Origin of the sequence: Gluconobacter oxydans DSM 3504, assembly GCF_000583855.1 — a bacterium.
GTDB lineage: Bacteria > Pseudomonadota > Alphaproteobacteria > Acetobacterales > Acetobacteraceae > Gluconobacter > Gluconobacter oxydans.
In genome coordinates this window covers 2,005,430-2,028,178 of the sequence record NZ_CP004373.1, presented here as the reverse complement: position 1 = coordinate 2,028,178, position 22,749 = coordinate 2,005,430, and the positions used below count along the sequence as shown (strand labels likewise).

General features: G+C 62.6%; 22 protein-coding genes. 16 read left to right on the top strand and 6 right to left on the bottom strand.

Features of this window, described 5'->3' with window-relative positions; translation table 11 throughout:
- Positions 1 to 123 precede the first annotated feature (123 nt).
- From GLS_RS08930 to GLS_RS08875, 13 genes are all read left to right on the top strand, one after another.
- Positions 124 to 885, top strand: a complete 762-nt coding sequence (locus GLS_RS08930; protein ID WP_041112814.1) for a heme ABC transporter permease — start codon at positions 124 to 126, stop codon at positions 883 to 885.
- Complete coding sequence (locus tag GLS_RS13435; RefSeq protein ID WP_193363805.1) at positions 882 to 1,049, top strand: hypothetical protein; 168 nt, start codon at positions 882 to 884, stop codon at positions 1,047 to 1,049. The genes GLS_RS08930 and GLS_RS13435 overlap by 4 nt, the downstream gene beginning before the upstream one ends.
- The gene (gene ccmE / locus GLS_RS08925) at positions 1,046 to 1,549 is read left to right on the top strand and encodes a cytochrome c maturation protein CcmE (RefSeq protein WP_041111958.1); all 504 of its coding nucleotides are present in this window, start codon (positions 1,046 to 1,048) and stop codon (positions 1,547 to 1,549) included. The genes GLS_RS13435 and ccmE overlap by 4 nt, the downstream gene beginning before the upstream one ends.
- Positions 1,550 to 1,556: 7 nt before the next feature.
- Complete coding sequence (locus GLS_RS08920) at positions 1,557 to 3,536, top strand: heme lyase CcmF/NrfE family subunit (protein ID WP_041111957.1); 1,980 nt, start codon at positions 1,557 to 1,559, stop codon at positions 3,534 to 3,536.
- Positions 3,537 to 3,548: 12 nt separating this feature from the next.
- Complete coding sequence (locus GLS_RS08915; RefSeq protein ID WP_041111956.1) at positions 3,549 to 4,103, top strand: DsbE family thiol:disulfide interchange protein; 555 nt, start codon at positions 3,549 to 3,551, stop codon at positions 4,101 to 4,103.
- A complete protein-coding gene (locus GLS_RS08910) occupies positions 4,100 to 4,570 on the top strand; it encodes a cytochrome c-type biogenesis protein (RefSeq protein WP_011253171.1) in 471 nt (156 codons plus the stop codon). Before GLS_RS08915 ends, GLS_RS08910 begins: the two co-directional genes overlap by 4 nt.
- 5 nt (positions 4,571 to 4,575) lie before the next feature.
- A complete protein-coding gene (gene ccmI / locus GLS_RS08905; RefSeq protein ID WP_041111955.1) occupies positions 4,576 to 5,316 on the top strand; it encodes a c-type cytochrome biogenesis protein CcmI in 741 nt (246 codons plus the stop codon).
- Positions 5,313 to 5,594 carry a hypothetical protein gene (locus GLS_RS08900; protein WP_011253169.1) on the top strand — a complete coding sequence of 94 codons (282 nt, stop codon included), beginning with the start codon at positions 5,313 to 5,315 and terminating at the stop codon, positions 5,592 to 5,594. The genes ccmI and GLS_RS08900 overlap by 4 nt, the downstream gene beginning before the upstream one ends.
- A gap of 129 nt (positions 5,595 to 5,723) precedes the next feature.
- Positions 5,724 to 6,722, top strand: a complete 999-nt coding sequence (locus GLS_RS08895) for a hypothetical protein (RefSeq protein ID WP_052327543.1) — start codon at positions 5,724 to 5,726, stop codon at positions 6,720 to 6,722.
- 55 nt (positions 6,723 to 6,777) lie between these two features.
- Complete coding sequence (locus GLS_RS08890; RefSeq protein ID WP_041111954.1) at positions 6,778 to 7,674, top strand: DMT family transporter; 897 nt, start codon at positions 6,778 to 6,780, stop codon at positions 7,672 to 7,674.
- A 125-nt stretch (positions 7,675 to 7,799) separates the two neighbouring features.
- Positions 7,800 to 9,203 carry a class II fumarate hydratase gene (locus GLS_RS08885; protein ID WP_041111953.1) on the top strand — a complete coding sequence of 468 codons (1,404 nt, stop codon included), beginning with the start codon at positions 7,800 to 7,802 and terminating at the stop codon, positions 9,201 to 9,203.
- A gap of 120 nt (positions 9,204 to 9,323) precedes the next feature.
- Positions 9,324 to 10,808: a S10 family peptidase gene (locus tag GLS_RS08880; RefSeq protein ID WP_041111952.1), complete on the top strand. Its 1,485-nt coding sequence runs from the start codon at positions 9,324 to 9,326 to the stop codon at positions 10,806 to 10,808.
- 201 nt (positions 10,809 to 11,009) lie between these two features.
- Complete coding sequence (locus tag GLS_RS08875; protein WP_226986558.1) at positions 11,010 to 13,175, top strand: histidine kinase dimerization/phosphoacceptor domain -containing protein; 2,166 nt, start codon at positions 11,010 to 11,012, stop codon at positions 13,173 to 13,175.
- Positions 13,176 to 13,273: 98 nt separating this feature from the next.
- On the opposite strand, the gene purF is transcribed toward GLS_RS08875, so the two are convergent.
- From purF to GLS_RS08860, 3 genes are read right to left on the bottom strand one after another with little or no spacing between them, the layout of a single operon-like run.
- Positions 13,274 to 14,713: an amidophosphoribosyltransferase gene (gene purF / locus GLS_RS08870; protein WP_041111950.1), complete on the bottom strand. Its 1,440-nt coding sequence runs from the start codon at positions 14,711 to 14,713 to the stop codon at positions 13,274 to 13,276.
- A gap of 25 nt (positions 14,714 to 14,738) precedes the next feature.
- Entirely contained in the window at positions 14,739 to 15,302 is a 564-nt protein-coding gene (locus tag GLS_RS08865) for a CvpA family protein (RefSeq protein ID WP_024716953.1), read from the bottom strand.
- A 1-nt stretch (position 15,303) separates the two neighbouring features.
- Positions 15,304 to 15,504: a hypothetical protein gene (locus GLS_RS08860; RefSeq protein ID WP_226986557.1), complete on the bottom strand. Its 201-nt coding sequence runs from the start codon at positions 15,502 to 15,504 to the stop codon at positions 15,304 to 15,306.
- A gap of 425 nt (positions 15,505 to 15,929) precedes the next feature.
- Between GLS_RS08860 and GLS_RS08855 the strand changes: the two genes are divergently transcribed.
- The gene (locus GLS_RS08855) at positions 15,930 to 17,798 is read left to right on the top strand and encodes a Hint domain-containing protein (protein ID WP_041111949.1); all 1,869 of its coding nucleotides are present in this window, start codon (positions 15,930 to 15,932) and stop codon (positions 17,796 to 17,798) included.
- 121 nt (positions 17,799 to 17,919) lie between these two features.
- Here GLS_RS08855 and hemA read toward each other — a convergent pair whose 3' ends face one another.
- Entirely contained in the window at positions 17,920 to 19,137 is a 1,218-nt protein-coding gene (gene hemA, locus GLS_RS08850) for a 5-aminolevulinate synthase (protein ID WP_011253160.1), read from the bottom strand.
- Complete coding sequence (locus tag GLS_RS08845) at positions 19,134 to 20,093, bottom strand: LysR family transcriptional regulator (protein WP_041111948.1); 960 nt, start codon at positions 20,091 to 20,093, stop codon at positions 19,134 to 19,136. Before GLS_RS08845 ends, hemA begins: the two co-directional genes overlap by 4 nt.
- 99 nt (positions 20,094 to 20,192) lie before the next feature.
- Here GLS_RS08845 and GLS_RS08840 point away from each other — a divergent pair, with 99 nt between their 5' ends.
- Positions 20,193 to 20,897, top strand: coding sequence for a pirin family protein (locus GLS_RS08840; RefSeq protein ID WP_041111947.1), 705 nt, complete (start codon positions 20,193 to 20,195; stop codon positions 20,895 to 20,897).
- A gap of 164 nt (positions 20,898 to 21,061) precedes the next feature.
- On the top strand, positions 21,062 to 21,460 hold the full coding sequence (locus GLS_RS08835; protein ID WP_041111946.1) for a YidB family protein: 399 nt from the start codon (positions 21,062 to 21,064) through the stop codon (positions 21,458 to 21,460).
- Between the two features lie 64 nt (positions 21,461 to 21,524).
- Here the strand turns inward: GLS_RS08835 and GLS_RS08830 are convergent, their stop codons facing one another.
- Positions 21,525 to 22,496: an EAL domain-containing protein gene (locus tag GLS_RS08830; protein ID WP_148295915.1), complete on the bottom strand. Its 972-nt coding sequence runs from the start codon at positions 22,494 to 22,496 to the stop codon at positions 21,525 to 21,527.
- Between the last annotated feature and the right edge of the window lie 253 nt (positions 22,497 to 22,749).

Below are 22,749 nucleotides of genomic sequence, written 5' to 3'. Positions count from 1 at the left end.
CGTGAAACGTGATAACAGTGATCGGAACAATGGGACAACGCGCCTCTTCCGAATATGATTGCTTCGGACTATTTCAAAGGGGAACCAATCGCCGAGTTGCCAATCTCCGAGGTCCGTGTCCCAGTGCGCCCTACCCCCAACCTGCTCCATCGCTATGCCAATCCGGGGCAGTTCCTGCGTCTGGCGCATGCGCTCCTGCCCTGGCTGAGCAGCGGCGCCATCCTGTTCCTGACCGTCGGCGTCATCTGGGGCCTGTTCATCGCCCCGGCCGACTGGCAGCAGGGTGACACCGTCCGCATCATGTATGTGCATGTCCCGATGGCCTGGCTGGCATCGTCCTGTTACCTCGGGCTTGCGATCTGCGGCGTGCTCTCGCTGGTCTGGCGCCATCCGCTGGCGGATCTTGCCGCCATCGAAATCGGTCCGGTCGGCGCCTGTGCCGCCGCCCTGTGCCTCATCACCGGTTCGCTCTGGGGCGAGCCGATGTGGGGCACGTGGTGGGTGTGGGACGCGCGCCTGACCTCGATGCTGGTGCTGTTCTTCCTGTATCTGGGCCATATCGCCCTGATCCGCGCCTTCGATGAACCGGCCCGGGGCCAGCGCGCCGCCGCGATCCTCGCCCTGGCCGGCGTGATCGACCTGCCGATCATCAAGTTCAGCGTCCAGTGGTGGAACACCCTGCACCAGCCCGACAGCATTACCCTGACCGGCGCGCCCACCATGTCCATGATGATGCTCTGGCCGCTGCTGATCACCACGATCGGCTTCACGCTTGGCGTTGCGGCCGTCATCTTCACCCGGCTCAGCGCCGCCATCCATGAAAGCCGCGCGCGCCAGCTTCTGGCCCGTTCGCGCCTCGACCGCAGGGACAGTCAAGCCGCATGATGCACCTCCCGAACCACTGGCCCTATATCGCGGCATCCTATGCCCTGACGCTGGGCTGCTCGCTCGTCCTCGGTGTCGGCTCCGCCCTGCGCCTGCGGAAATCCAAGGCCCGTCTGGCCGCCGTTGAGGGCCATGCCCGCCGTCGTGAAAGGTCAGCATCATGACCCGCAAGACCCGTCGCCTCTGGATCATCATCGCCTGTCTGGCCTGTGTCGGCTCTGCCGCCGCCCTGACCCTGCGGGCCTTCTCGTCCAATATCGTCTTCTTCATGGCGCCCTCGCAGGTGAAGGCCAATCCGCCTTCGCCAGACCGCACCATCCGCCTCGGCGGCATGGTCATGGCCGGCAGCCTGCACCGCATCAACGAGAACGGCACCCCCGTGAATGCCTTTGAAGTCACGGACGGACAGGCTGCCGTCGAGGTCCACTACACCGGCATTCTCCCCGACCTGTTCCGCGAAGGACAGAGCGTCGTCGCCCTCGGCACCGTCCAGAAGGATGGCGGCTTCACGGCCAGCGAAGTCCTCGCCAAGCATGACGAGACCTACATGCCCAAGGAAGTCGCGGACGAACTCAAGCGCACCGGCAAGTGGGACCCCCGCTTCGGCAAGGCTCCGGACGCGTCGAGCTGGGATACCATGACCGCAAAGAAAGCAGGGGGCTGACCGCCTGATGTTCGGACCTGAACAGGGCCATTTCGCCCTGGCCCTCGCCTGCGTGCTGGCCCTTGTGCAGTTCGCCATCCCGCTCTGGGGCGCCAGCCGCCGTGACGCGCGTCTCGTGGGGCTCGCGCCCTATCTCGCGGTCTCGCAGCTTATCGCGCTGGGCTACTCGTTCCTGTGCCTCATCATGTGCGCCGTCAGCGACGATTTCTCGGTCCAGAACGTCGCGGCGAACTCCGCCGTCTCCAAGCCGCTCCTGTATAAAATCACGGGCGTCTGGGGAAACCACGAAGGCTCCGTCCTGCTCTGGACGCTGATCCTCGCGGTCTGCGGCGGCGCGGTCTCACTGTTTGGCCGCAACCTGCCGGACATCCTGCGTGGACGCGTTCTGGCCATTCTAGGCGGCGTTTCCGCCGGGTTCCAGATGTTCTGCCTTCTGACATCCGACCCGTTCGACCGCGTTTTCCCCGCGCCCATGGACGGTCAGGGGATGAACCCGCTCCTTCAGGACCCGGGCCTCGCCTTCCATCCGCCCATTCTTTACACCGGCTATGTCGGTTTCGCCGTCCCCTTCGCCTTCGCCGTCGCCGCCCTGATCGAAGGTCGTGTCGATGCCGCATGGGGCCGCTGGGTCCGCCCCTGGGCCGTCGCGGCCTGGTGCTTCCTGACCTGTGGCATCGCGCTGGGCTCATGGTGGTCCTATTACGTGCTGGGCTGGGGCGGATACTGGTTCTGGGACCCGGTGGAAAACGCCTCCCTCATTCCCTGGCTGACGGGTACGGCGCTTGTCCATTCCGCCATCGTCGTGGAAAAGCGCGAAGGCCTGAAGATCTGGACGGTCCTGCTTGCCATCGCGACGTTCTCGTTCTCCCTGTCCGGCACGTTCCTCGTCCGCTCGGGTATCCTGAACTCGGTCCACGCCTTCGCCAACGACCCTGCCCGCGGCGTGTTCATCCTCGCCCTGCTCGCCATCGTCATCGGCGGCTCGCTCGCTTTGTTCGCATGGCGCGCGCCGTCCCTCACCTCGACCGGCCTGTTCTCGCCGATCTCGCGTGAAGGCTCGCTGGTCCTGAACAACATCCTGCTGTGCTCGATCTGCGCCGTCGTCGTGACGGGCACGATGTACCCGCCCTTCATGCAGCTTCTGGCCGGGCGCACCATTTCCGTCGGCAAGCCATTCTTCGACGCCGCCACGATCCCGCTGACCCTGCCGCTCCTGCTGGCCATGGGCGTCGGCACCGCTCTGCCGTGGAAGCGCGCGCAGCTCGCCCGGACGTTCTCGCATCTCTATGCCGCAGCCGGGATCGCCGCCCTCGGCTTGGTCCTGTGCTTCTGGCGGCTGTCCGGCATCATGCCCATCGCCTGCGGCGCGCTCGCCATCTGGGTCATCGCGGCTTCCGCTTCCGACGTCCTGCGCCGGATCGGCATTGGCCACACCTCCGCGCGGGGCGTGTGGGAGCGCATGAAGAACCTGCCGCGTTCAAGCTGGGGCGCAGCGCTTGCCCATATCGGCGCGGGCATCACCGTGCTCGGCCTGTGCGGCATGTCGCAGGCCCAGCACGCCATCGTCGAAATCCATATCGGCGAGACCCGCTCGCTGGGCGGAGACGACTGGACCCTGCTTGACGTGCACGACTATATCGGCCCGAACTACAAGGCCATGCAGGCCGATCTCGCCATCCGCCACAACGGCAAGCTCGTCACCATCCTGCATCCCGAAAAGCGCGACTTCACGACACAGAGCCAGACCACGACCGAAGTCGCCATCCACACCAACTTCATCACGGATCTGTACGGCGTGATCGGCGACCGGCACGGCACCGGCAAGGACACGACCTATGTCCTGCGCCTGCACCGCAATCCGCTCGCGCCCTGGATGTGGCTGGGCGGACTGGTCATGGCCATCGGCGGCGCGTTCTCGCTGTCTGACCGTCGGATGCGGATCGGCGCGCCCAAGCGTGCCGCCGCCCGCAACATGGCCCGTGCCTGAGGAGAGAGGGACATGAACGCAACACGACGCGGCATCCTCACGGCCGTCCCCATCATCGGCGCAGGCGTCCTCGGCGTCGGCTTCTGGCGGATGCTGAGCGACATGCGCAGCGGTGCCTTCGACCCGCGCGCCATCAAGAACCCCAATGTCGGCAAGCCCATCCCGAGCTTCGCCATGCCCGGCCTCCCCGGTCTTGGCGACGGCTTTACCGATGCGGAACTCAAAGCCCAGCACCGCCCGGTTCTGGTCAATTTCTTCGCTTCGTGGTGCATCCCTTGCGTGGCGGAAATGCCCGGCCTGCGCGCCATTTCGCGCAACATGCCGATCTGGGGCATCGCCTATGAGGACAAGCCCGAGAACGCCGCCGGCTTCGTCCAGCGTGACGGCTCCCCCTATGCCCGCGTCGCATCGGACCGTCATGGCCGCGTCGCAATCGACTGGGGCGTGACCGGGGTGCCCGAGAGCTTTCTGGTCGCACCCGGCGGCCGCATCATCTGGCACGGCAGCGCCGCCCTCGATCCCCAGATCTATGAGGCGGAAATCCGTCCGAGGCTGGCCGGACTATGAAGGCCTCCAGACGCTTCCCGGCGCTGCTGCTCGCGGCTGGCCTGATCGGCGGTGGTGTGGCCCTCGCCGTGGACGACCCTGCCGAAATGCTGCCGAACCCGGCACAGGAAAAGCGGGCCGAAGCCATCGGCGCCCATCTGCGCTGCCTCGTCTGTCAGAACGAGAGTATCGAGGACAGCAGCGCCCCCCTCGCCCGCGATCTGCGCAAGGTCGTGCGCGAGCAGGTCTCGGCCGGGAAATCCGATCAGCAGATCATGGACTGGATGACAGAACGCTACGGCGAATTCATCCGTCTGGCCCCACAGTTTTCATGGTCCACCGCCCTGCTCTGGCTGATGCCAGCGCTCGCGCTGGTGGCCGGACTTGTCATTGCATGGCGTGCGACCAAACGCCGCACCGTCGTCACGCCTGCGCCGCTTACGGATGACGAGCGCGCGCGTCTGGATGCCCTTTCGGGCCGGGAGTAAACTTTTTGTTCTGGTTGGGAATCCTGATAATCGCGGCGGTGGCCCTGTGTCCCGCATTTCTGGGGCTGCGCACCCTGCGCCGGCGCGTCAACGCGCGTGACTCTGCTCTCGCCCTCTATCGCGGACAGCTTGGCGATCTGGAGCGCGACCACGCCCTCGCCCTCATCAATGACGAGGAATATCAGGCCGCCCGCCTCGAAGTGCAGCGCCGCCTGCTGGCCACCGATGGCGAAGCTGCCGTCGAGGATCTGAATGCCGAGCCCGCAAAACGCAGCCGTGCCCTGCCGGTCGCAGCCGTCGGGATCGGCATTCCGGTGCTGGCCTTTGCGCTCTATATCGTCAACGGTCATCCCTCCCTGCCGCCCCAGCCCCTGAGCGGACGGCAGACGGGCCCGGACGCGAAGGGCCTGCAGATGATCCACAAGCTCCAGACCCAGGTCTCCACCATTCCTCCCGGTTCACCGACCTATGCGACCGGGCATTTCCTTCTGGGGCAGATTGAAGCAAGATCCGGCATGACGGATGAGGCAATCCGCGACTGGAAAGCCGCGCTCGACGCACATTTCGAGCCTGAGCTCGCCATCCGCCTCGCCGAACTTGAAAGTCGCAACGGCAGCCATATCTCTGGTGAGAGCCTTGACCTCTATCGCCGCGCCCTGGCAGCGGCACCGGCCGATGCGCCCTGGCGTATGGCCGTGGAAGCGCGTATCGCGGTCGGCGAACATCAGGAGAATAACGGTCAGTGAGAAAACCCGAAGCCAACGCCATCGCGCTGTGCCCCGTCTGCCGCCAGCCCATGCGCCCGACCTCGGAAAAATGCCCCAGCTGCGGGGCTGAGCGCCATTACGGTCCGCGCGTCGTCGAATCCGCCGTCTGCGCCTTCGCCGGAATGGTCCTGCTCGCGGCGCTCTCAACCCTGCTGCTGCCGATCTCGCTGTGGACGATCATGTTCGCCGCTATCGGACTGGTGGCCGGTTTTCTCTTCTCCCACAACCGTTTCAGCGGCGACCGCTGGCTGAAATAATATCCCGTCAGGCCCGGACAGGGCCCTGATCCGACCTTCCAGACAGAAACAGACGATCAGGTTTGTGAACCCGAAGGGGAAAACGATCGTTTTCCTTTCATCCGTCACTGTCTGGAAGTCTGTGAAGCCGTGCGCTTTCCGCTGGAGATCGTCCTGTGCCTGTCCCTCACCGCGGCCGTACTGTTGCCCACGTCCCGGGCCCATGCTGTCCCCGGAGATGAACAGGCCTATTCAGGCTCCCTGTTCTCGCCGCCCACGCCCCTGCCAAAAGCCGGCGCGTTCTATGTCGAGCCCTATCTCTATGTCGGCTCGCCCATCGGGCAGTTCGGCTCGCAGGGAGACTATCATCCCCTGCCCGGCGTCCAGCGTTCCGTCAGTTCACTCGTCATCCTGAAATACGGCATCACGAACCGCATCTCGGTCTACATCACGCCACAGGTGCAGTATTCCTGGCACCGGTCCGCCACGCCGTCCGGTCTGAAATTCACGGATCTGCCATTCGTCCTGCAAGGCGTGGCACTTGATCGTCAGAGCAGGCTCTGGCCCGGAAGCTGGCAGCACTCCACCCTGACCGTCGATCTCGGCATGAACTTTCCAACGGGAAGCTACGACCGGCTGTCGCGGCCGCAGGATGGCAGCGGATCAGGCGTCTATTCCTTCCGCTACGGCCTGATCGACCAGACAGGATTCAAATTCGGCCATACGCGGCCCTTTCGCGTCCGCCTTTGGGCCACCGGAATCCAGCCCGTCACATCGGCGTCCCTGAACGGACAGAGCGTTTACGGAACCGGCACGGGATTTTCCGGCCGCGCCCATGCCGAGGCGTTCGGCAATTTCGGCGGATCCGTCGAGTTTTCCCTGAATGACCATTTCGTCTTCGCGATGGACATGATCCGGGACTGGTCCAGCGGCTCCCATGTGCAGGGACACCAGATCCTCCAGACAGCACCAGCCGCCCAGAACCTGTCATTCAACACGCCTGCGGAAGACGACTGGTTCGCTGCACCGGCCATCGAATACAACTGGAACGCCAGTACTTCCATTCTCGGCGGCGTCGGACTGACCCTTTCAGGCCGCGATACAACCCGTCAGGTCATCGGGACTCTGGCCTTCGAACATACATTCTGAGCCCCCGCATAAACTCCGTCTCCCGCTCGGGAAATATTCCTGATAATGGGCGATCATGACACATCCTTCCGGGCGTTTTCTGCCATTCTTCGTCGCCGTGGCCATTCTGTCCTGGGCGAGCGCCTATCCCGTCGTCCGGATTGCCCTGCATGACCTTGCCCCCGTGCCACTGGCTGCATTGCGCTATGCCGTCGCGGCCGTCATGGCGGCCCTGTGGCTGCTATGGAAGCGTCCCAGCCGTCCGGAACTGACGGATATTCCGCAGATCCTGGCCTGCGGGGTCATCGGGATTACGATCTACAATATCCTGTTCAACTGCGGCGAAATGACCGTCTCCTCCGGCGCGGCCAGCCTTCTCATCAGCGCAGCCCCCCTGATGGCGGGGCTTCTGGCCATGGTGTTCCTCGGCGAACGCATGTCCCGTTGGGGCTGGGCCGGATCGATCCTGAGTTTCAGCGGCGTCGCCCTGATCGCAAAAGGGCAGAGCGGAGGCCTTTCCTTCGGCTCGGGCGCGACACTGGTCTTCGGTGCGGCCGTCTGCGCGGCGTTCTACACGATCCTTCAGAAGGGCCTGATCCGACGTTACGGCGCACTCCCCACCATTGCGTATGTCCTGATTTCCGGCGCGATTTTCCTGACCCCATGGCTGCCTCAAGGCCTCACGAGCTTTTCCCACGCCTCATGGCAGGGACAGGCCGCAGTGCTGGAACTCGGTATTTTCCCGGCGGCGTTCGGCTATGCGGCCTGGGGTTTCGTCATCGGTCATTTGGGCGCGTCCCGGGGTGCAGCGCTGCTTTACCTTCTGCCCCCTGTCACGATGGTCCTGGCCTATATCCTCACCAACGAGATCTCCTCCCTGCGCACCCTGATCGGAGGAGCCGTCGTGATGGCTGGCGTGATCCTGACCAACACCTATGGTCGTCACCCCGTTGCCCAGACCGTAGAATCCTGAGCCCCCGGCGGCCTGTGGCGGCATCCTGATTTTCTATGGTTGTCTTCCTTTGTCCTGCGGCGATTGTGCGATAATTTCCCGCGTGGAATGAGCCGGATCACCCGCAGGAAAGCCGAAAACAGACAATGAGCCGTACCGAAACCGATGGCATGGGCCCGATCGAAGTCGCTGATGATGTGCTGTGGGGCGCGCAGACCCAGCGCTCCCTGAAATATTTCAGCATCGGCCGCGAACTGATGCCGCGCGAAATGATCGAGGCCTATGCGATCATGAAGCGCGCCTGCGCCACGGCCAATGCCGCGAGCGGTCGCCTGTCGCAGGAGCGCGCGGATCTGATCCATACGGTCTGTGACGAGATCACAAAGGGCGAGCATGACCGGATGTTCCCGCTCCATGTCTGGATGACGGGCTCGGGCACGCAGTTCAACATGAACGTCAACGAGGTCATCGCCAACCGCGCCTGCCAGATCACTGGCAATCCACTGGGCAGCAAGACACCGCTGCATCCGAACGATCACGTCAACATGTCGCAGTCCACCAACTGCAACTTCCCGACCGCCATGCACATCGCGGCTGTCCTCGGCACGCATCGCCGCCTCATCCCCGCCCTGACGCGCCTGCGCGACGCCATGGCGGCCAAGGCCGAGGAATGGCGCGATCTGGTCAAGGTCGGGCGCACCCATCTTCAGGACGCCGTTCCCATCACGCTGGGTCAGGAATGGCACGGTTATGCCGGGATGCTGACGGACAATATCGCCCGTCTGGAGCAGGCCCGGGACGGCCTCTTCCCCCTCGCTCTGGGTGGTACGGCACTCGGTACCGGCGTCAGCACGGATGAAGGCTTCGACCGTCGCGCCTGTGCGGAAATCGCCCGCCTGACCGGCCTCGGCTTCACGGCAGGCGAGAACAAGTTCGCGCTTCAGGGTGCCCATGACGCACTGGTGCATCTGTCAGGCGCACTGCGGACGACGGCTGGCAGCCTGTTCAAGATCGCCAACGACATCCGCCTTCTCGCCTGCGGCCCGCGTGCCGGTCTGGGCGAACTGCACCTGCCGGAGAACGAACCCGGCTCCTCCATTATGCCTGGCAAGATCAACCCGACACAGGCAGAGGCGCTCGCCATGCTGGCCCTTCAGGTCATGAGCAACGATGTCGCGGTGGGCCTTGGCGGTGCGGCCGGCATGCTGGACATGAACGTCTACAAGCCGCTCATGATCCACAACATCATGCAGGGCATCACCCTTCTGCATGACGGTTCGGAAAACTTCCGCCGCTTCCTCGTCGAAGGCACGAAGGCCAATACCGACAAGCTCAGGCAGGATCTGGAACGCTCGCTCGTCCTCGTCACGGCCCTGTCTCCCGCCATCGGCTATGACCGCGCTTCGAAAGTGGCGCATCACGCCATGGAAAAGGGGCTGAGCCCGCGTGAAGCCGCGCTGGAACTCGGCTTCATGACATCGGAAGAGTATGACCGCTTCGCCGATCCGCGCCTGATGCTGCGCCCCAACATCACGCCGCCCAAAGCCTGACCGTTCTTGGGCCTCTCACGCTGCCGCATGACGAAAACTTCATGCGGCAGCGGTAGCCGTTCCGCCTCAGGACTGATACGGCGGAATATTCCTGTTTCTTTTATCGGAGATGCCCGTCAGATGATGACCCGCCGCGCAGCCCTGCTGGCTTTAACGCTCCTGTCCCCCGTCTGTACGGCCGCGGCGGCCGAGGCTCCCAAGACCGACGCCACCAAGGCCACCGACGCCTTCACCGGCGAGGCAGCCCTGCTCCCGGCGGATTCCGTCACCCAGCATCATCTGAACGGCATCGCCTATACCGCCCATGCCGGCACACTCATCCTGCGCGACCATGACGGCAAACCGACCGCCCGCATGTTCTACGTGTCCTACACCAAGGACGGCGTCCCGGCTGGCACACGCCCGGTCTCGTATTTCTTCAATGGCGGCCCGGGTGCGGCCACGGCCTATCTGAACCTCGGTGCGGCCGGCCCCAAGGCCCTGACCATGCCTGCCAAGGACCCGACGGACGGCACGCACGCCACGATGGGTGACAACCCCGACAGCTGGCTCCCCGTCACGGACATGGTCTTCATCGACGCCGTGGGCACGGGCTATTCCCGCCCCGCCGACACGGCAAAGGCCGGGGACCAGTTCTATGGCGTCAAGCAGGACGCGAGCGCCTTCGCCAAGGCCATCGGCCTGTGGACGTCGGCAAACGGTCGTGAGGCCTCCCCGCATTACCTCGTGGGCGAAAGCTATGGCGGTATCCGCTCCATCCAGGTCGCGAATGCGCTGCAGATGGAACAGGGCATCCTGCTCAACGGCATCGTGATGATCTCCCCGGCCATCGAAATGCCCCTGCTCGACACGGACGAGAACCCGCTTTCCGCCGCCCTCATGATGCCCAGCCTGATCACATCGCATCAGAGCCCGAACGTGACGGAAAAGACCGCCGAAGACGCCTATCAGTGGTCCCTGAACACCTATCTGCCGAAAATCGCCGGCAAGCTCCCCTCGGGAAGCGAAGGACAGGCGCTTTACGCCGAAATCGCCCAGCGGACCGGCCTGCCGCAGGACGTGATCGCCCGCCAGCACGGTATCCCGGCCATCGGCTCGCATGACATCATGTCCCGCGACGGCCGCCTGTACGGACTGTACGACTTCACCCAGTCCATCGCCGACCCTGCGGCCGATGGTCTGGACGAAAGCCCCGATCCGACGCTGTTCGGCTTCGGCCGTGCCTATGGCAACGCCTTCTCCGGCTATGCGGCCAATGAACTCGGCTTCAAGACCCCGCTGACCTACGACCTGCTCTCCCTCAAGGTGAACGGAAGCTGGAAGTGGAGTTCGGGTGGGCCCTCGCCGATCCACCAGATCCCGGTCCTGAACCGCCTGCTGGCGCTTGATCCCGGCCTGCGCGTCTTTGTGGCCAATGGCTATTATGACGTGGCCTGCCCGTTCGGAACGGCACACTGGATGAAGGATCATCTGACGGTGGGCGCGGATCGTGTTTCGCTGCACCTCTATCAGGGCGGCCACATGCTCTACACGCGCCCGGCCAGCCGTCATGCCCTCTCGGCAGACGTCGCCTCCTGGATCCAGGCCGACGGTCGCCAGCCCTGAAACAGCCATCGCTGAAACAGGATGTCATAAATTGACAGTCCTGATGGAGGAACAGATAATGGACGGAATGATTTCTGGACCTTCCATGTCCGCTGTCTTTCAGGGACTTCGGGCGGTCTCTTCCTCTTTCAGGTGGATCTCCATTTGACAGTCCAGCGCTCCCCCGCCCCCGAACCGGGCTGTTCGCTGGAACATGCCGTCATGACCTCGTGCGATCGCGAGCCGATCCATCGACCGGATGCCATCCAGCCCTATGGACTCCTGCTCGTCGTCGACAGCACGAGCCTGAAAATCATCGGTGGCGCAGGCGACATCGAAGGGCGTCTCGCTCCCGACTGGCTCGGACGCCCCCTGGCGGATATCCTGAAAATCCCGGAAAGCCGCCTTCACGACGAAAAGCGGCCTTCCCTGTCCGATCTGCGCGTTGAAGGGCTGAAAGACGAAACCTTCAGCATCCTGCGTCACGCTCAGGACAAACATCTCCTGATCGAACTTGAACCGGTCGAAGCGCACAACCTGCTGACCTGGGACATTTTCGGCGAAATCGACAGCACGGCAGACCGTTTCGAGCGCTGCCCGGATACAACCTCCGTCTGCCGCCAGGGTGCTGCGATTTTCCGTCGGCTTACGGGGTTCGACCGCGTTCTGGTCTATCGCTTCATGGAGGACGGAACCGGCCGCGTCGTGGGCGAAAGCCGCAACGACGCCTTCCCCTCCCTGATGAACCACCATTTCCCGGCCAGCGACATCCCCACGCAGGCCCGGGCGCTGTATCTGCGCAACCGCATCCGCGTCATCCCCGACATCACCTACGAGGCCGCCCCTATCCGTCCACCGGAAGCCGGGCTTGCAGGGCTTGATCTCAGCGATGTCCAGCTCCGGAGCGTCTCGCCGATCCATCTCCAGTACATGGCCAATATGGGCACGCGGGCCTCGGCCTCCGTCTCACTGGTCGTGGATGGTGTGCTGTGGGGGCTGATCGCCTGCCACAATGCTACGCCGCGCTGCCTGTCAGAAGACATCCGCGCCGCCTGCCGGACGCTGGCAGGTGTCATGTCGCGGCAGTTGCGGAACAAGGAAGAGCTGGTCACCTATCAGGAGCGTCTGCGCCTGCGCAATGCGATGGAATTCGTCACGTCCCATTTCGACGTGCGTCATCCCATCGAAAGCAATCTGCGCAGCTTCATGGGCGAACTGCAGTCCCTGTTTCCGTGCAATGGCTTTGCCGTCATCAGTGACCAGACCATTACCGGGACCGGCGTACTGCCCGATGCGGAGAACCTGCACCGGCTGCATGACTGGCTGAGACTGGGCACAAACGGCGGCATTTTCGTCAGCACCATGCTGGGCAAGGATTATCCGCCCGCAGCCGAGTGGCCCGAACGCTCGGCCGGTCTTCTGGCCATCACGCTCCCGTTCCGGACGCCGACCTGCCTGATCTGGAGCCGCGTCGAGATCATCCAGACCATCGAATGGGCCGGAAATCCGCACAAGGACACGACAGAAGGCAGTGACGTCCTGCGTCCCCGCGCGTCCTTCAGGACCTGGGAACAGACGATCCGCGGCCACAGCACACGCTGGACCAGCGAACAGAAACAGGCCGCCCGCCGCCTGCGCCGCGTCCTGATCGCGGACTACCAGACCCAGCAGCTCCGCGAGCTCAACGCGACCCTTGCCGCCACGCTGGAAGAGCGCGAAAGCCTGCTCCGCCAGAAGGATTTCCTGATCCGGGAAGTCAATCACCGCGTGCAGAACTCCCTTCAGATGGTCGCCTCCTTCCTCAAGCTCCAGGCCCGCAGCGCCTCGAACGACGAAACCACGACCGCCCTGACCGAAGCGCAGCACCGTATCGCCGCCATCGGCCTCGTGCATCGCCGCCTGTACCGGGACGAGCATTTCGGTATCGTGGACCTCGGCCGCTATCTTGAAGAACTGATGGAAGAGCTGTGCTCGTCACTGGGCGGGGACTGGCAGGAGCAGCTGCACCTCTCCCTCTTCCCGATCATGATTTCGGCCGATCGGGCCATCAATATCGGCCTGGTCCTGACCGAACTGGTCATCAACGCCAGCAAATACGCCTATGACGGCAAGGCCGGCCCGCTGCATGTCGGCCTGGCCCAGACCAGCGACCGTCTCGTGCTGACAGTCTCGGATCAGGGTGAATGCACGCCCCAGCTCAAGGGAACGGGCTTCGGCACGCGCATGATGAATGCCGTCGTCAGCAGCCTCTCGGGCACGCTGACCTACACCACGCTCACTCCGGGCCTGGAAGCCGTCATGACCCTGCCGCTGGACTCCATCCTGCCTTCGGAAGCGGATGCCAGTACCGAGGCCGCCCTGTCCCAGACCCCCTACCCATATCCCTGAGCCTTCCCCGCATTCAGGCATGAAAAAAGGCGCCCGACCTGTGGTCCGGCGCCTTTTTTGTGTTCTCCGATCTTGTGTTCGCCGGGGAAAATCCGGTCTTACGCGACCAGATTGCCTTCCTTGTCCACCAGCTCGATCGGGTAATCCCCGGTGAAGCACGCATCGCAGTAACGGCGCGCGCCCTCGGCCCGGTTGGCATGACCCAGCGCCCGGTAAAGCCCGTCGAAGCTGACGAAGGCCAGACTGTCCACGCCGATCGCCTGCGCCATTTCCTCAAGCGTATGCGTCGCCGCCATCAGCTTGCTCTCTTCAGGCGTGTCGATCCCGTAGAAGCAGGCATGTTTCGTCGGCGGGGACGTGATGCGCATATGCACTTCCGTCGCCCCGGCCGCACGGACCATATCCACGATCTTGCGCGACGTCGTACCGCGCACGATCGAATCATCCACCAGAATGACCCGCTTGCCCGCCAGAACCGGCCGGTTGGCGGAATGTTTCATCTTCACGCCGAGATTACGGATCTGGTCGGTCGGCTCGATGAAGGTCCGGCCCACGTAATGATTGCGGATGATCCCCAGTTCGAAGGGAATACCACTCTCCGCGGCATATCCGATCGCAGACGGCACACCGGAATCAGGTACCGGCACAACCACATCGGCATCAACTGCGCTCTCCCGCGCCAGTTCACAGCCGATCTGCCGCCGCGCCTCATAGACAGGCTGCCCCTCGAGCACGGAATCAGGCCGCGCGAAGTAGATATATTCAAAGACGCAGAACCGTCCGCCCTGATCTCCGAACGGTCGCAGGGAGCGCAGACCGTCACCATTGATGACCACGATCTCGCCGGGCTCGATGTCGCGGACATAATCCGCCCCGATGATGTCCAGCGCGCAGGTCTCGCTCGCCAGCACCCAGCCCCCATTGCCATGCTCGTAGCCCGGCATCCGGCCGAGGACGAGTGGACGCACACCGAGCGGATCGCGCATGCCGATCAGACCATCATCCGGCGTCAGCGTAATGAGGGAGTACGCCCCCTTCACCTGCTTGACGGCATCGATGAAGCGATCGAGCACGGTCGTATAGAGAGAAATCGCGATCAGATGGATGAAGACTTCCGTATCCGTCGAGGAATGGAAGATGCATCCACGCTTGACGAGCGCCTGCTTGAGCGTCGCGGAATTGGTCAGGTTGCCGTTATGCGCCACAGCCAGACCGCCGAATTCGTAATCGGCATAAAGCGGCTGCACGTTACGGACATGTGTGCCGCCCGTCGTGGCATAGCGGTTGTGACCGATGGCCACCGTGCCGGGCAGCGTCGCCATGACGCGGCTGTCCCCGAACACATCGCCGACCAGCCCCAGACCCTTGTGCTGGTGGAACCGTTCGCCATCGAAACTGACGATACCGGCGGCTTCCTGTCCGCGGTGCTGCAGGGCATGCAGGCCCAGGGCTGTCAGGGCCGCTGCATCAGGCACACCCCAGACGCCAAAAACCCCACACTCTTCGTAGGGGCGGTTGAGACTGTCGGACTGGGTCATGCGGCGCGGCCTTTCCGGACTGGTTTCACAAGGACGCCTCATGGCCGCTTGTGAACGGAGACGCAAGATGCGGTTGCAGGAAATGAGGCAGATAACCTGTCAGATGGGTGGCTCCAGCGGCAATGTAAGGGCCGATGAGGCTTCCCTGCATCACATAGGTCATCCAGGACCCGAAAAAAGACCCTGCCAGAAGATAAAGCACGATCAGGGCCACATAACCCCGCGCCACACCGAACACGGCCCCCAGAATACGGTCCACGCCGCCAGACAGGACGCCCCGTGCCGCCGAACCGATCCGCGCGCCCAGCATGGTGAAGACCAGCAGCACGACAACAAAAAGAATCGCCGTACTCGCGCTCCCGGCCAGTGCCGCCTGATGCAGATAGGGTTCCAGATAAGGCTCGAGCATCCCGTGGAACCGGTAGGTGAGGACAATTGCCCCCACCCAGGCCAGAAGCCCGGCCAGTTCGGTCGCAAAACCCCGCGTCAGCCCCCATAACGCCGAAAGCGCCATGATGATCAGGGCAACGATGTCGAGACGGGTCAGATCGTCAGGGTTGATATGGGACAGGTCTGGCAGGGGCGGCATGTCACGGCAGCTTCGTCGAGCGGAAACGGCCCCCCTTGTAGGGACGGATCCCACTCGCACGCAACTCGTCCGCCAGACGGATCCGCTCGTCGATCTCCGACCAGACCAGGCTCGCATCGACATCACGCGCTTTCCAGATTCTTTCCAGAAGCACAATGAAAGCCGCGCTGTCCCGGACCAGGGCAGACCGGTCATTGATCATGACATCCAGTACACAGGAAGCTCCCGCAATTCCCATTCTTTGAGAAAGCTTTGTTACTTTCCGATTCTTACGGAAGGGAACCGATTTTTCCTGTGACACCATCACGACATGATGGTCGGAAGCCTGCTGACAGGCAACCCGTTCCGCCGTTTTTTCCTGACACGATCCTGTCCTGTTTTCTCTGAAAAACAGAAATCCAAGTCCAGCGTCACCGCCTGAAGTACGGCGGGGGCACTTCGCGCAAGCAACTGAAAAATAATGTTTTAACGATTTGTCACTGACGTTTTCATTTTTAAAACCCGAATGATCTTGCGCTTAAATTATCTAATAATTAACTCTCCGCATGAGACAACGCGTCACAGTCAGGCCCTGGAACCCACCCCTCTTCTTTGGAACGGCTCCCGGCCTCCTCAGGACTCTAAGAAATGACAAACTACTGGAAGGGTGGCGCAACCGGAAACTGGTTCGCTGCAGCAAACTGGAACGATAGCAACGTCCCGCAGGACAAGGCCTGGATCGACGTCCTGGCAGGAAATCCTGATGGCAGCGCTGTTACCATCGCCTTTGCGACAGCAAGTGCGACAACGCTCCAGAAAGTCACTGTTGCCGCCAACGCGACGCTTGATGTCACGGCGACCTCTTCCGATGCCAGTGCCACAGTCTTCAACGTCAACAGCCTCACGGTCGCTGAGGGCGGTACGCTGGACATCAATACGTCCAATGCGGTGAATCTGGGCAGCGATCCGACGGTAAACGGCACCCTGCAGATCAGCGGCAATCCGGCTGTCTCGATCAGCAGCAACAGCATCAGCGGCACAGGCACCCTGATCCTCGACGGAACGACGATCGGCAGCGCGAACGCCCAGTTCAAGATGGGATCGTCCCTCACCACGGTTCTTCAGAACGGTGCGACGCTTTACGTCAACAATGCGAGCGCCGGTGGCAAGATCGTCTTTGGGCGTGACGCAGTGGATGGCACGTCCAGCCAGCTCGTCTTTCCCGATTACAACCAGAAGATCAGCACGCCGATCACGGGTTACGACGCGGCTTCCGTCATCACCATTGGCAGCGGCAATACGGCTCCGATAAGCGCCACGTTCACGGACAATGGCAACGGAACCTACACGCTGACGGTTGCCTTTGATCAGTACGGTAACGGCATCACGCTGACGGATGTCTCCTTCGGTCCGAATTCCGGCCCGGGCACCCCGACGATCGTGCACAATGCCGATGGAACCTGGAGCGTCGTTGGCGGCGCAACCGGCTATAACGGGCAGATCTGCTACCTGGCCGGAACCATGATCCTGACGCCGGAAGGCGAACGCGCCATCGAGACCCTCGAGGCGGGCGATAAGGTCATGGTCTATGCCAATGGCACGACCAGCACGCAGACGATCCTGCGCGTTGGGCACGCCCATGCGACGACCGGAACGACGGGACATGCCGATGTGGACGCTGTTCCCGTGCGCGTGCGCGCCGGAGCCCTGGCCGACGGTATCCCCAGCCGCGATCTGCTGGTTACGCCCGAGCATTGCATGATGCTCGAAGGCAGCTTCGTTCCGGTCCGGATGCTGGTCAACGGCATGAGCATTGCCTACGACCACTCCATCACGGACTACGACTACTACCATATCGAAACCGAACAGCATTCGGTTCTGGTGGCGAATGGTGCGCTGTCGGAAAGCTTCCTGGATGCAGGCCACCGTCCGGACACCCTCATGCAGGGCAGCCAGGTGACCCGTCTGCGCCCCCTGAACTGGGAAAAGGACGCTGCCCTGCCGCTGGTCACGGATCGTGAGCATGTCGAGCCCCTGTTCGCCGCGATTGCGCTGCGCGCCGAGGCGCTGGGTTACACCGCTCCGCAGGCGGCCCCGTCGGCAGATGTCACGAGCGAGACCCATCTCGTCCTGGCAGACGGCACGGCCCTGTACCCGATCCGCGCCAACGGTGAGCAGTTTGTCTTCATGCTTCCCGAAGGTTGCGAGAGCGTCCGCATCATCAGTCAGGCCGCCCGCCCGGCTGACCGGATCGGACCCTTCGTTGACGATCGCCGCACACTCGGCGTTCTCGTGGGCGAAGTCACGATCTGGAGCGGCGAGCGCACGCACCGTATCTCCACCCATCTTTCGGATCCCTATGCCGATGGATGGTGGAGCATCGAAACCAGCCATGCGCGTTGGACCGGTGGCAATGCCCGTCTGGACCTGGGCCAGACGCTGAAGATGTCCGGTGGCATCCTCAGCCTGCAGATCCTCTCCCACGGCGCCCAGGCCGAGGCAAAAGCCGCAGCCTGATCCGCGTCTTCGGATGACCTGAAACAAAAAAGGCAGCCCCTGAAAAGGGTCTGCCTTTTTTTATGACACTTCCGGAAATGAACGGAGGGACGTTCGCCTGCGAACGCCCCCCCGTTCCGTTTCAGGCCGCGGCGGACTTGGATGTCTTGAGCTGACGCTCCTGCCACAGCGTTGCCAGAGCCTCGACCAGTTCGTCGATCATCTCATTCGTATGCAGCGGCGTCGGCGTAATACGCAGACGCTCCGTACCACGCGGGACGGTCGGGAAGTTGATCGGCTGGATGTAGTTGCCAAAGCGGTTCAGCAGTTCGTCCGACAGGCTGCGGCACAGTTCGGCCTCACCTACCATGACCGGCACGATATGGCTCGGGTTCATGACATGCGGGATGCCGGCCTTGTCCAAGGCCTGACGCAGATAGGCGACCGCACGCTGCTGGCCTTCACGCTCCGCACTGCTGCTGCGCAGGTAACGCACACTGGCGAGAGCGCCGGCCGCAATCATTGGCGGAAGAGCCGTGGAGAAAATGAACCCGGACCCGAAGGAACGGACGAAGTCGCAAAGCGCGGCGGATGCAGCGATATAGCCGCCCACAACGCCATAGCCTTTGCCCAGCGTTCCCTCGATAACCGTCAGGCGATGGGACAGACCAAGCTTCTCAGCCACGCCTGCGCCGTGATCGCCATACATGCCGACGGCATGGACCTCGTCGAGATAGGTCATGGCGCCGTATTTGTCGGCCAGATCACAGAAGGCTTCGATCGGGGCGATATCGCCATCCATCGAATAGACCGACTCGAAAGCGATAATCTTCGGAACATCCGCCGGAAGCTCCTTCAGACGACGTTCCAGATCCTCAACGTCATTGTGACGGAAAATCTGCTTCTCGGCGCGGGAATGACGGATGCCCTCGATCATGGACGCATGATTGAGCTCATCGGACAGCACAACGCAGTTGCGCAGACGTCCCGCGATGGTCCCGAGCGTCACCCAGTTCGACAGGTAACCGGAGTTGAAAAGCAGGGCGCTTTCCTTGCCGTGCAGGGAGGCGAGCTCTTTTTCCAGCTCCACATGATAGTGGTTGGTGCCCGAAATATTGCGGGTTCCGCCTGCTCCGGCGCCCGTTTCGTCCAGCGCCTTGTGCATGGCCGTCAGGACTTCGGGGTGCTGCCCCATGCCGAGATAGTCGTTGGAGCACCAGACCGTGACATCACGGCCCAGGCCATGATGGAAAGCCTTGGGGAAGTTACCGGCCCGGCGCTCCAGATCCGCAAAGTAACGGTAGCTGCCATCCGCATGCAGACCGTCAAGGGCGGACTGAAACATCGCATCATAGTTCATCGCGTTTTCTCCTGCCCGGCACTGTAATCCTGTGACACGATCTCGCCAAGCACTCTCTCCAGATAAGCCAGCAGAACCCGCAGTCTTGCCGACATCTGCGTCCGTGTGGCTCCGCAGCCCGTGACGATGAACCAGACGGAGAGTTCGGCTCCTGTCCAGCCGGGTAGTACTTCCACAATCCGGCCGCTTTCCAGATCCGGCCTCAGCATGAAATCGGGCAGAAGCGCGATCCCCAGTCCGGCCCGGATGGCCGGCAGGAGCATGTCTCCGCTATTGGCACTCACCCGCCCCTTCAGCCGGACAGACGCCTGACGACCATCGGTGTGCCTGAGGCGCAGGAAATCCGGAACGGCCGCATTGGTGTAAAGAAGCCCCGGCTGCCCTGTCAGATCCTCGGGATTTTCCGCCTCCCCCAATTGGGCACGAAACTGCTCCGAACAGACAAACCGCGTCACGGACCGGCACAGCAGGAATGCCTGTCCCGACACCGCCGGGCGCAGCAGGCCGGACGTAATCCGGACTGCTGCTTCAAACCTGCCGCCGAGCAGATCCACGACCCCGTCATCCAGATCCATCTCCAGCGTGATGTCCGGATACTGTTCCAGAAATCCGGGCAATGCCGGGCCGAGTACCTCGCGGCCAAACGTCATGGGCGCTGCCAGCCGGATCATGCCGCGTGGCGTCGCCGTTCCTTCACGAAGTTCGGTTTCCAGCCCCTCTCCTTCCGACAGGATACGGCGCGCTCGATCCAGACATTCCGCGCCCTCGGCCGTCAGGGAAAGATGGCGCGCACTGCGCTGGAACAGCGTCGCTCCCAGACGATGTTCCAGCCGCCCCATGATCTTGGACACCGTGGGAGCCGACAGCCCCAGGGAGCGCGCGGCTGCAGCAAAGGAGCCGCTTTCCGCAACCCGCGCGAAAACGGCCCAGCCTTCGAAGTCGGGCAGACCGGTCATGCCGTTTTCGGAAACTTCACATTTCCATCCTTTCCGTTTTCTTCACCATGTCCATACCCCATTATCTACGACAGGACATCAATTCAGGAGCATGATCCCATGCTGGACATCAGACCTTTCAAGACCCTCGGTCATGCCAACCATGGCTGGCTCGACGCCCACTATCATTTTTCCTTCTCGGACTATCACGACCGCCATCGCATGCACTGGGGACGCCTGCGCGTCTGGAACGACGATCGCATCGCCCCCCATAACGGCTTTGGCGCGCATCCCCATCGCGACATGGAAATCATCACCTATGTCCGCACGGGCGCCATCACGCATGAGGACAGCCTCGGCAATCGCGGACGCACCGAAGCAGGCGATGTGCAGGTCATGTCAGCGGGAAGCGGCATCATCCATTCCGAATTCAACCGGGATGACGAAGCCACGACGCTGTTCCAGATCTGGCTGATCCCGGATGAAACGGGCGGTACGCCGTCCTGGGGCACACGTCCTTTTCCCCGGCATGAGCGCAACGGGCGGTTCGTGCCTCTCGCATCCGGCTTTCCGGAAGACAAGGCACTGCCGATCCGCACCCGCGGCCGGGTTCTCGGAGCGACGCTGAAAGCTGGAGAGACGCTGACCTACGAGACGGATCGCAGCATGTTTTCCTATTTCGTCCCGGCCACCGGCAGCGTGGAAATCGATGGCCGGACTGTCGGACATAGGGATGGCGCAGCAATTCATGACGTGGAGCGCTTCACGATCACCGCGCTGGAAGATGCGGAAATCGTTCTCGTGGAGAGTGCCGCGCTCCGCTGAAACGGGCCAGGCGGCGGATTGTGACAACACCCGGAAATTCTGTGACAGATCACACAGAAAGGTGTTGTCCGGGCCGCGCAGCCTTCAGTCCTGAAGGGCGTTGTGATCGCAGGGCCACCAGCCCGGCAAAGGCCCGTTTTCTCCTGAGATGAAGGAGCCTGACAATGACCGTTCAGAACACATTCACAACCAAGTCTCCGGTATCCGGCAAAGGCCAGACCGAAGCCCAGGCCGCAACATCCGTGTTCACCCGTTTCGGTGACTGGCTGAGTGGCGCAAGCACGGATCGTTCCGGTTTGACGGAAGTCACCATCAAGATGATGAAGGAGGACTGCCAGTTCGCCACCACCATCAGCGAAATCCGGCTTCCTCCCTCAACGCCCCTGTCCCCCGAACAGGTCGAGGACCTCATGGGAGAAAAGCGGCTGAACTATATCTGTGACCAGACCGGCCAGTCGCCTGAAGCCGTTGAGACGGCACTCACCGAAGTGCTGCCGATGCTGGCCACCATGCTTCGGGAAAATCCGGAACGTCTCTTCAGTTATCAGTGCAGAATCAACTGAACGATCCTCTCCCGTTCTGACAGGCGGTCCTGTTTCTTTCCGGCCAATACGGCGGGAGGTCTCTTCAGAGACCTTCCGCCGTTCTTGCCATGCGACGACGGCGCGGACGCCCCGCGGTTTCCTCGAACCGCTCGCTGATCTGTGCCGTCGTTTCTGGTGCAGCCAGCACCGTTCCGGATGCCTCGACACATCCGACTTTCTGTACGAAAGCCAGAAGATCCGGCAGATCCACGCCGATACTGCGGACTTTCAAGCCTAGTGCCTTCACGGTCTCAAGAGCTGCCCGGTAAAAGACCGTGGCGGATTCATCCAGCAGCGGTGCATCGCCGGACTGACGCCAGGTCATGCCGGAAGGTGCGAGCATGGACGCATCGAACTGGACCCCGTCCAGCAATCCTCCCATCGCGCGTTCCCGCAGAAGACTCAGACTGGAAGGCGCGCTGCCAAAGCCACCCAGAAAAATCTGGCATCCCTGATCGCGCAGCGCTGACAGCGTGTAACAGGTTTCCTTGTCGTCCTGCGCCAGGCCGCTTTCCTGAAACACGAGATCAAGCCGGCTGACCGGAAAACCGCTTTCCTGAAGAACGGTATTCAGGCGGTTGTTGAAATCGCCATCCGGTGCCTGATCGTCTTCCAGCGAGACCATCAGCCGCATGCCTTCCGGCCATGTTGCAGCCTGTGCACAGGCATTCCCCAGCAGATCCGAGTCAAATTCCCGCTGCTGCTGGCCCAGGCTCTTGCGCCGGCTCTTGCGCAGGGTCCGGCGCGGAACCGAAAGCCAGAGCTGGCTCATGTCCACCTGCGCCCCGATCACCTTGTCTGCTCCACTGCGTCCCACCACAAAGCGCGGCAGCCATCGCAGAGGGGGCAGCGCACTTTTCTGGCGTGCTCTCCGGCTCCTTAATGTCGTTGCAAACATTCCTGCGCTGGACGCAGTCATCGGTAAGGCGTGGCCGGTCTTGCCTTTCGGCAGGTCGGACAGTCCCTCTGCCATGACTGTCCGGCCGGCATGCAGGTCCTGAGGGGCTGCCGGCACCGAAGTCGCTCCCTGTCCTAGATCATCCAATGCGGACACCTCCGTTCTTCATGTCGGGGACAATGCCGCTCAAGAGCCTAATTTTTCCTTAATGGGATGGGTTTTTATGGCGCGATCCTGACACACGTCGCGCGCTCATACCCGCCCGGCCTATCCATTCCCTGGCGGCCTGAACTCTTCGTTCGATCAATCCGGACAAAGCTGTTACGGTTTCCCGCCCGGACGTTCTTCCGGGCCTGTGACACCCCTTCGG

Excerpts from the sequence above, each read along its gene's own strand:
- GLS_RS13435 (WP_193363805.1), top strand. The coding sequence starts at position 882 with ATGATGCACCTCCCGAACCACTGGCCCTATATCGCGGCATCCTATGCC.
- ccmE (WP_041111958.1), top strand. The coding sequence starts at position 1,046 with ATGACCCGCAAGACCCGTCGCCTCTGGATCATCATCGCCTGTCTGGCC.
- GLS_RS08920 (WP_041111957.1), top strand. The coding sequence starts at position 1,557 with ATGTTCGGACCTGAACAGGGCCATTTCGCCCTGGCCCTCGCCTGCGTG.
- GLS_RS08915 (WP_041111956.1), top strand. The coding sequence starts at position 3,549 with ATGAACGCAACACGACGCGGCATCCTCACGGCCGTCCCCATCATCGGC.
- GLS_RS08910 (WP_011253171.1), top strand. The coding sequence starts at position 4,100 with ATGAAGGCCTCCAGACGCTTCCCGGCGCTGCTGCTCGCGGCTGGCCTG.
- GLS_RS08890 (WP_041111954.1), top strand. The coding sequence starts at position 6,778 with ATGACACATCCTTCCGGGCGTTTTCTGCCATTCTTCGTCGCCGTGGCC.
- GLS_RS08885 (WP_041111953.1), top strand. The coding sequence starts at position 7,800 with ATGAGCCGTACCGAAACCGATGGCATGGGCCCGATCGAAGTCGCTGAT.
- GLS_RS08880 (WP_041111952.1), top strand. The coding sequence starts at position 9,324 with ATGATGACCCGCCGCGCAGCCCTGCTGGCTTTAACGCTCCTGTCCCCC.
- GLS_RS08875 (WP_226986558.1), top strand. The coding sequence starts at position 11,010 with ATGACCTCGTGCGATCGCGAGCCGATCCATCGACCGGATGCCATCCAG.
- purF (WP_041111950.1), bottom strand. The coding sequence starts at position 14,713 with ATGACCCAGTCCGACAGTCTCAACCGCCCCTACGAAGAGTGTGGGGTT.
- GLS_RS08865 (WP_024716953.1), bottom strand. The coding sequence starts at position 15,302 with ATGCCGCCCCTGCCAGACCTGTCCCATATCAACCCTGACGATCTGACC.
- GLS_RS08860 (WP_226986557.1), bottom strand. The coding sequence starts at position 15,504 with ATGATCAATGACCGGTCTGCCCTGGTCCGGGACAGCGCGGCTTTCATT.
- GLS_RS08855 (WP_041111949.1), top strand. The coding sequence starts at position 15,930 with ATGACAAACTACTGGAAGGGTGGCGCAACCGGAAACTGGTTCGCTGCA.
- hemA (WP_011253160.1), bottom strand. The coding sequence starts at position 19,137 with ATGAACTATGATGCGATGTTTCAGTCCGCCCTTGACGGTCTGCATGCG.
- GLS_RS08845 (WP_041111948.1), bottom strand. The coding sequence starts at position 20,093 with ATGACCGGTCTGCCCGACTTCGAAGGCTGGGCCGTTTTCGCGCGGGTT.
- GLS_RS08840 (WP_041111947.1), top strand. The coding sequence starts at position 20,193 with ATGCTGGACATCAGACCTTTCAAGACCCTCGGTCATGCCAACCATGGC.
- GLS_RS08835 (WP_041111946.1), top strand. The coding sequence starts at position 21,062 with ATGACCGTTCAGAACACATTCACAACCAAGTCTCCGGTATCCGGCAAA.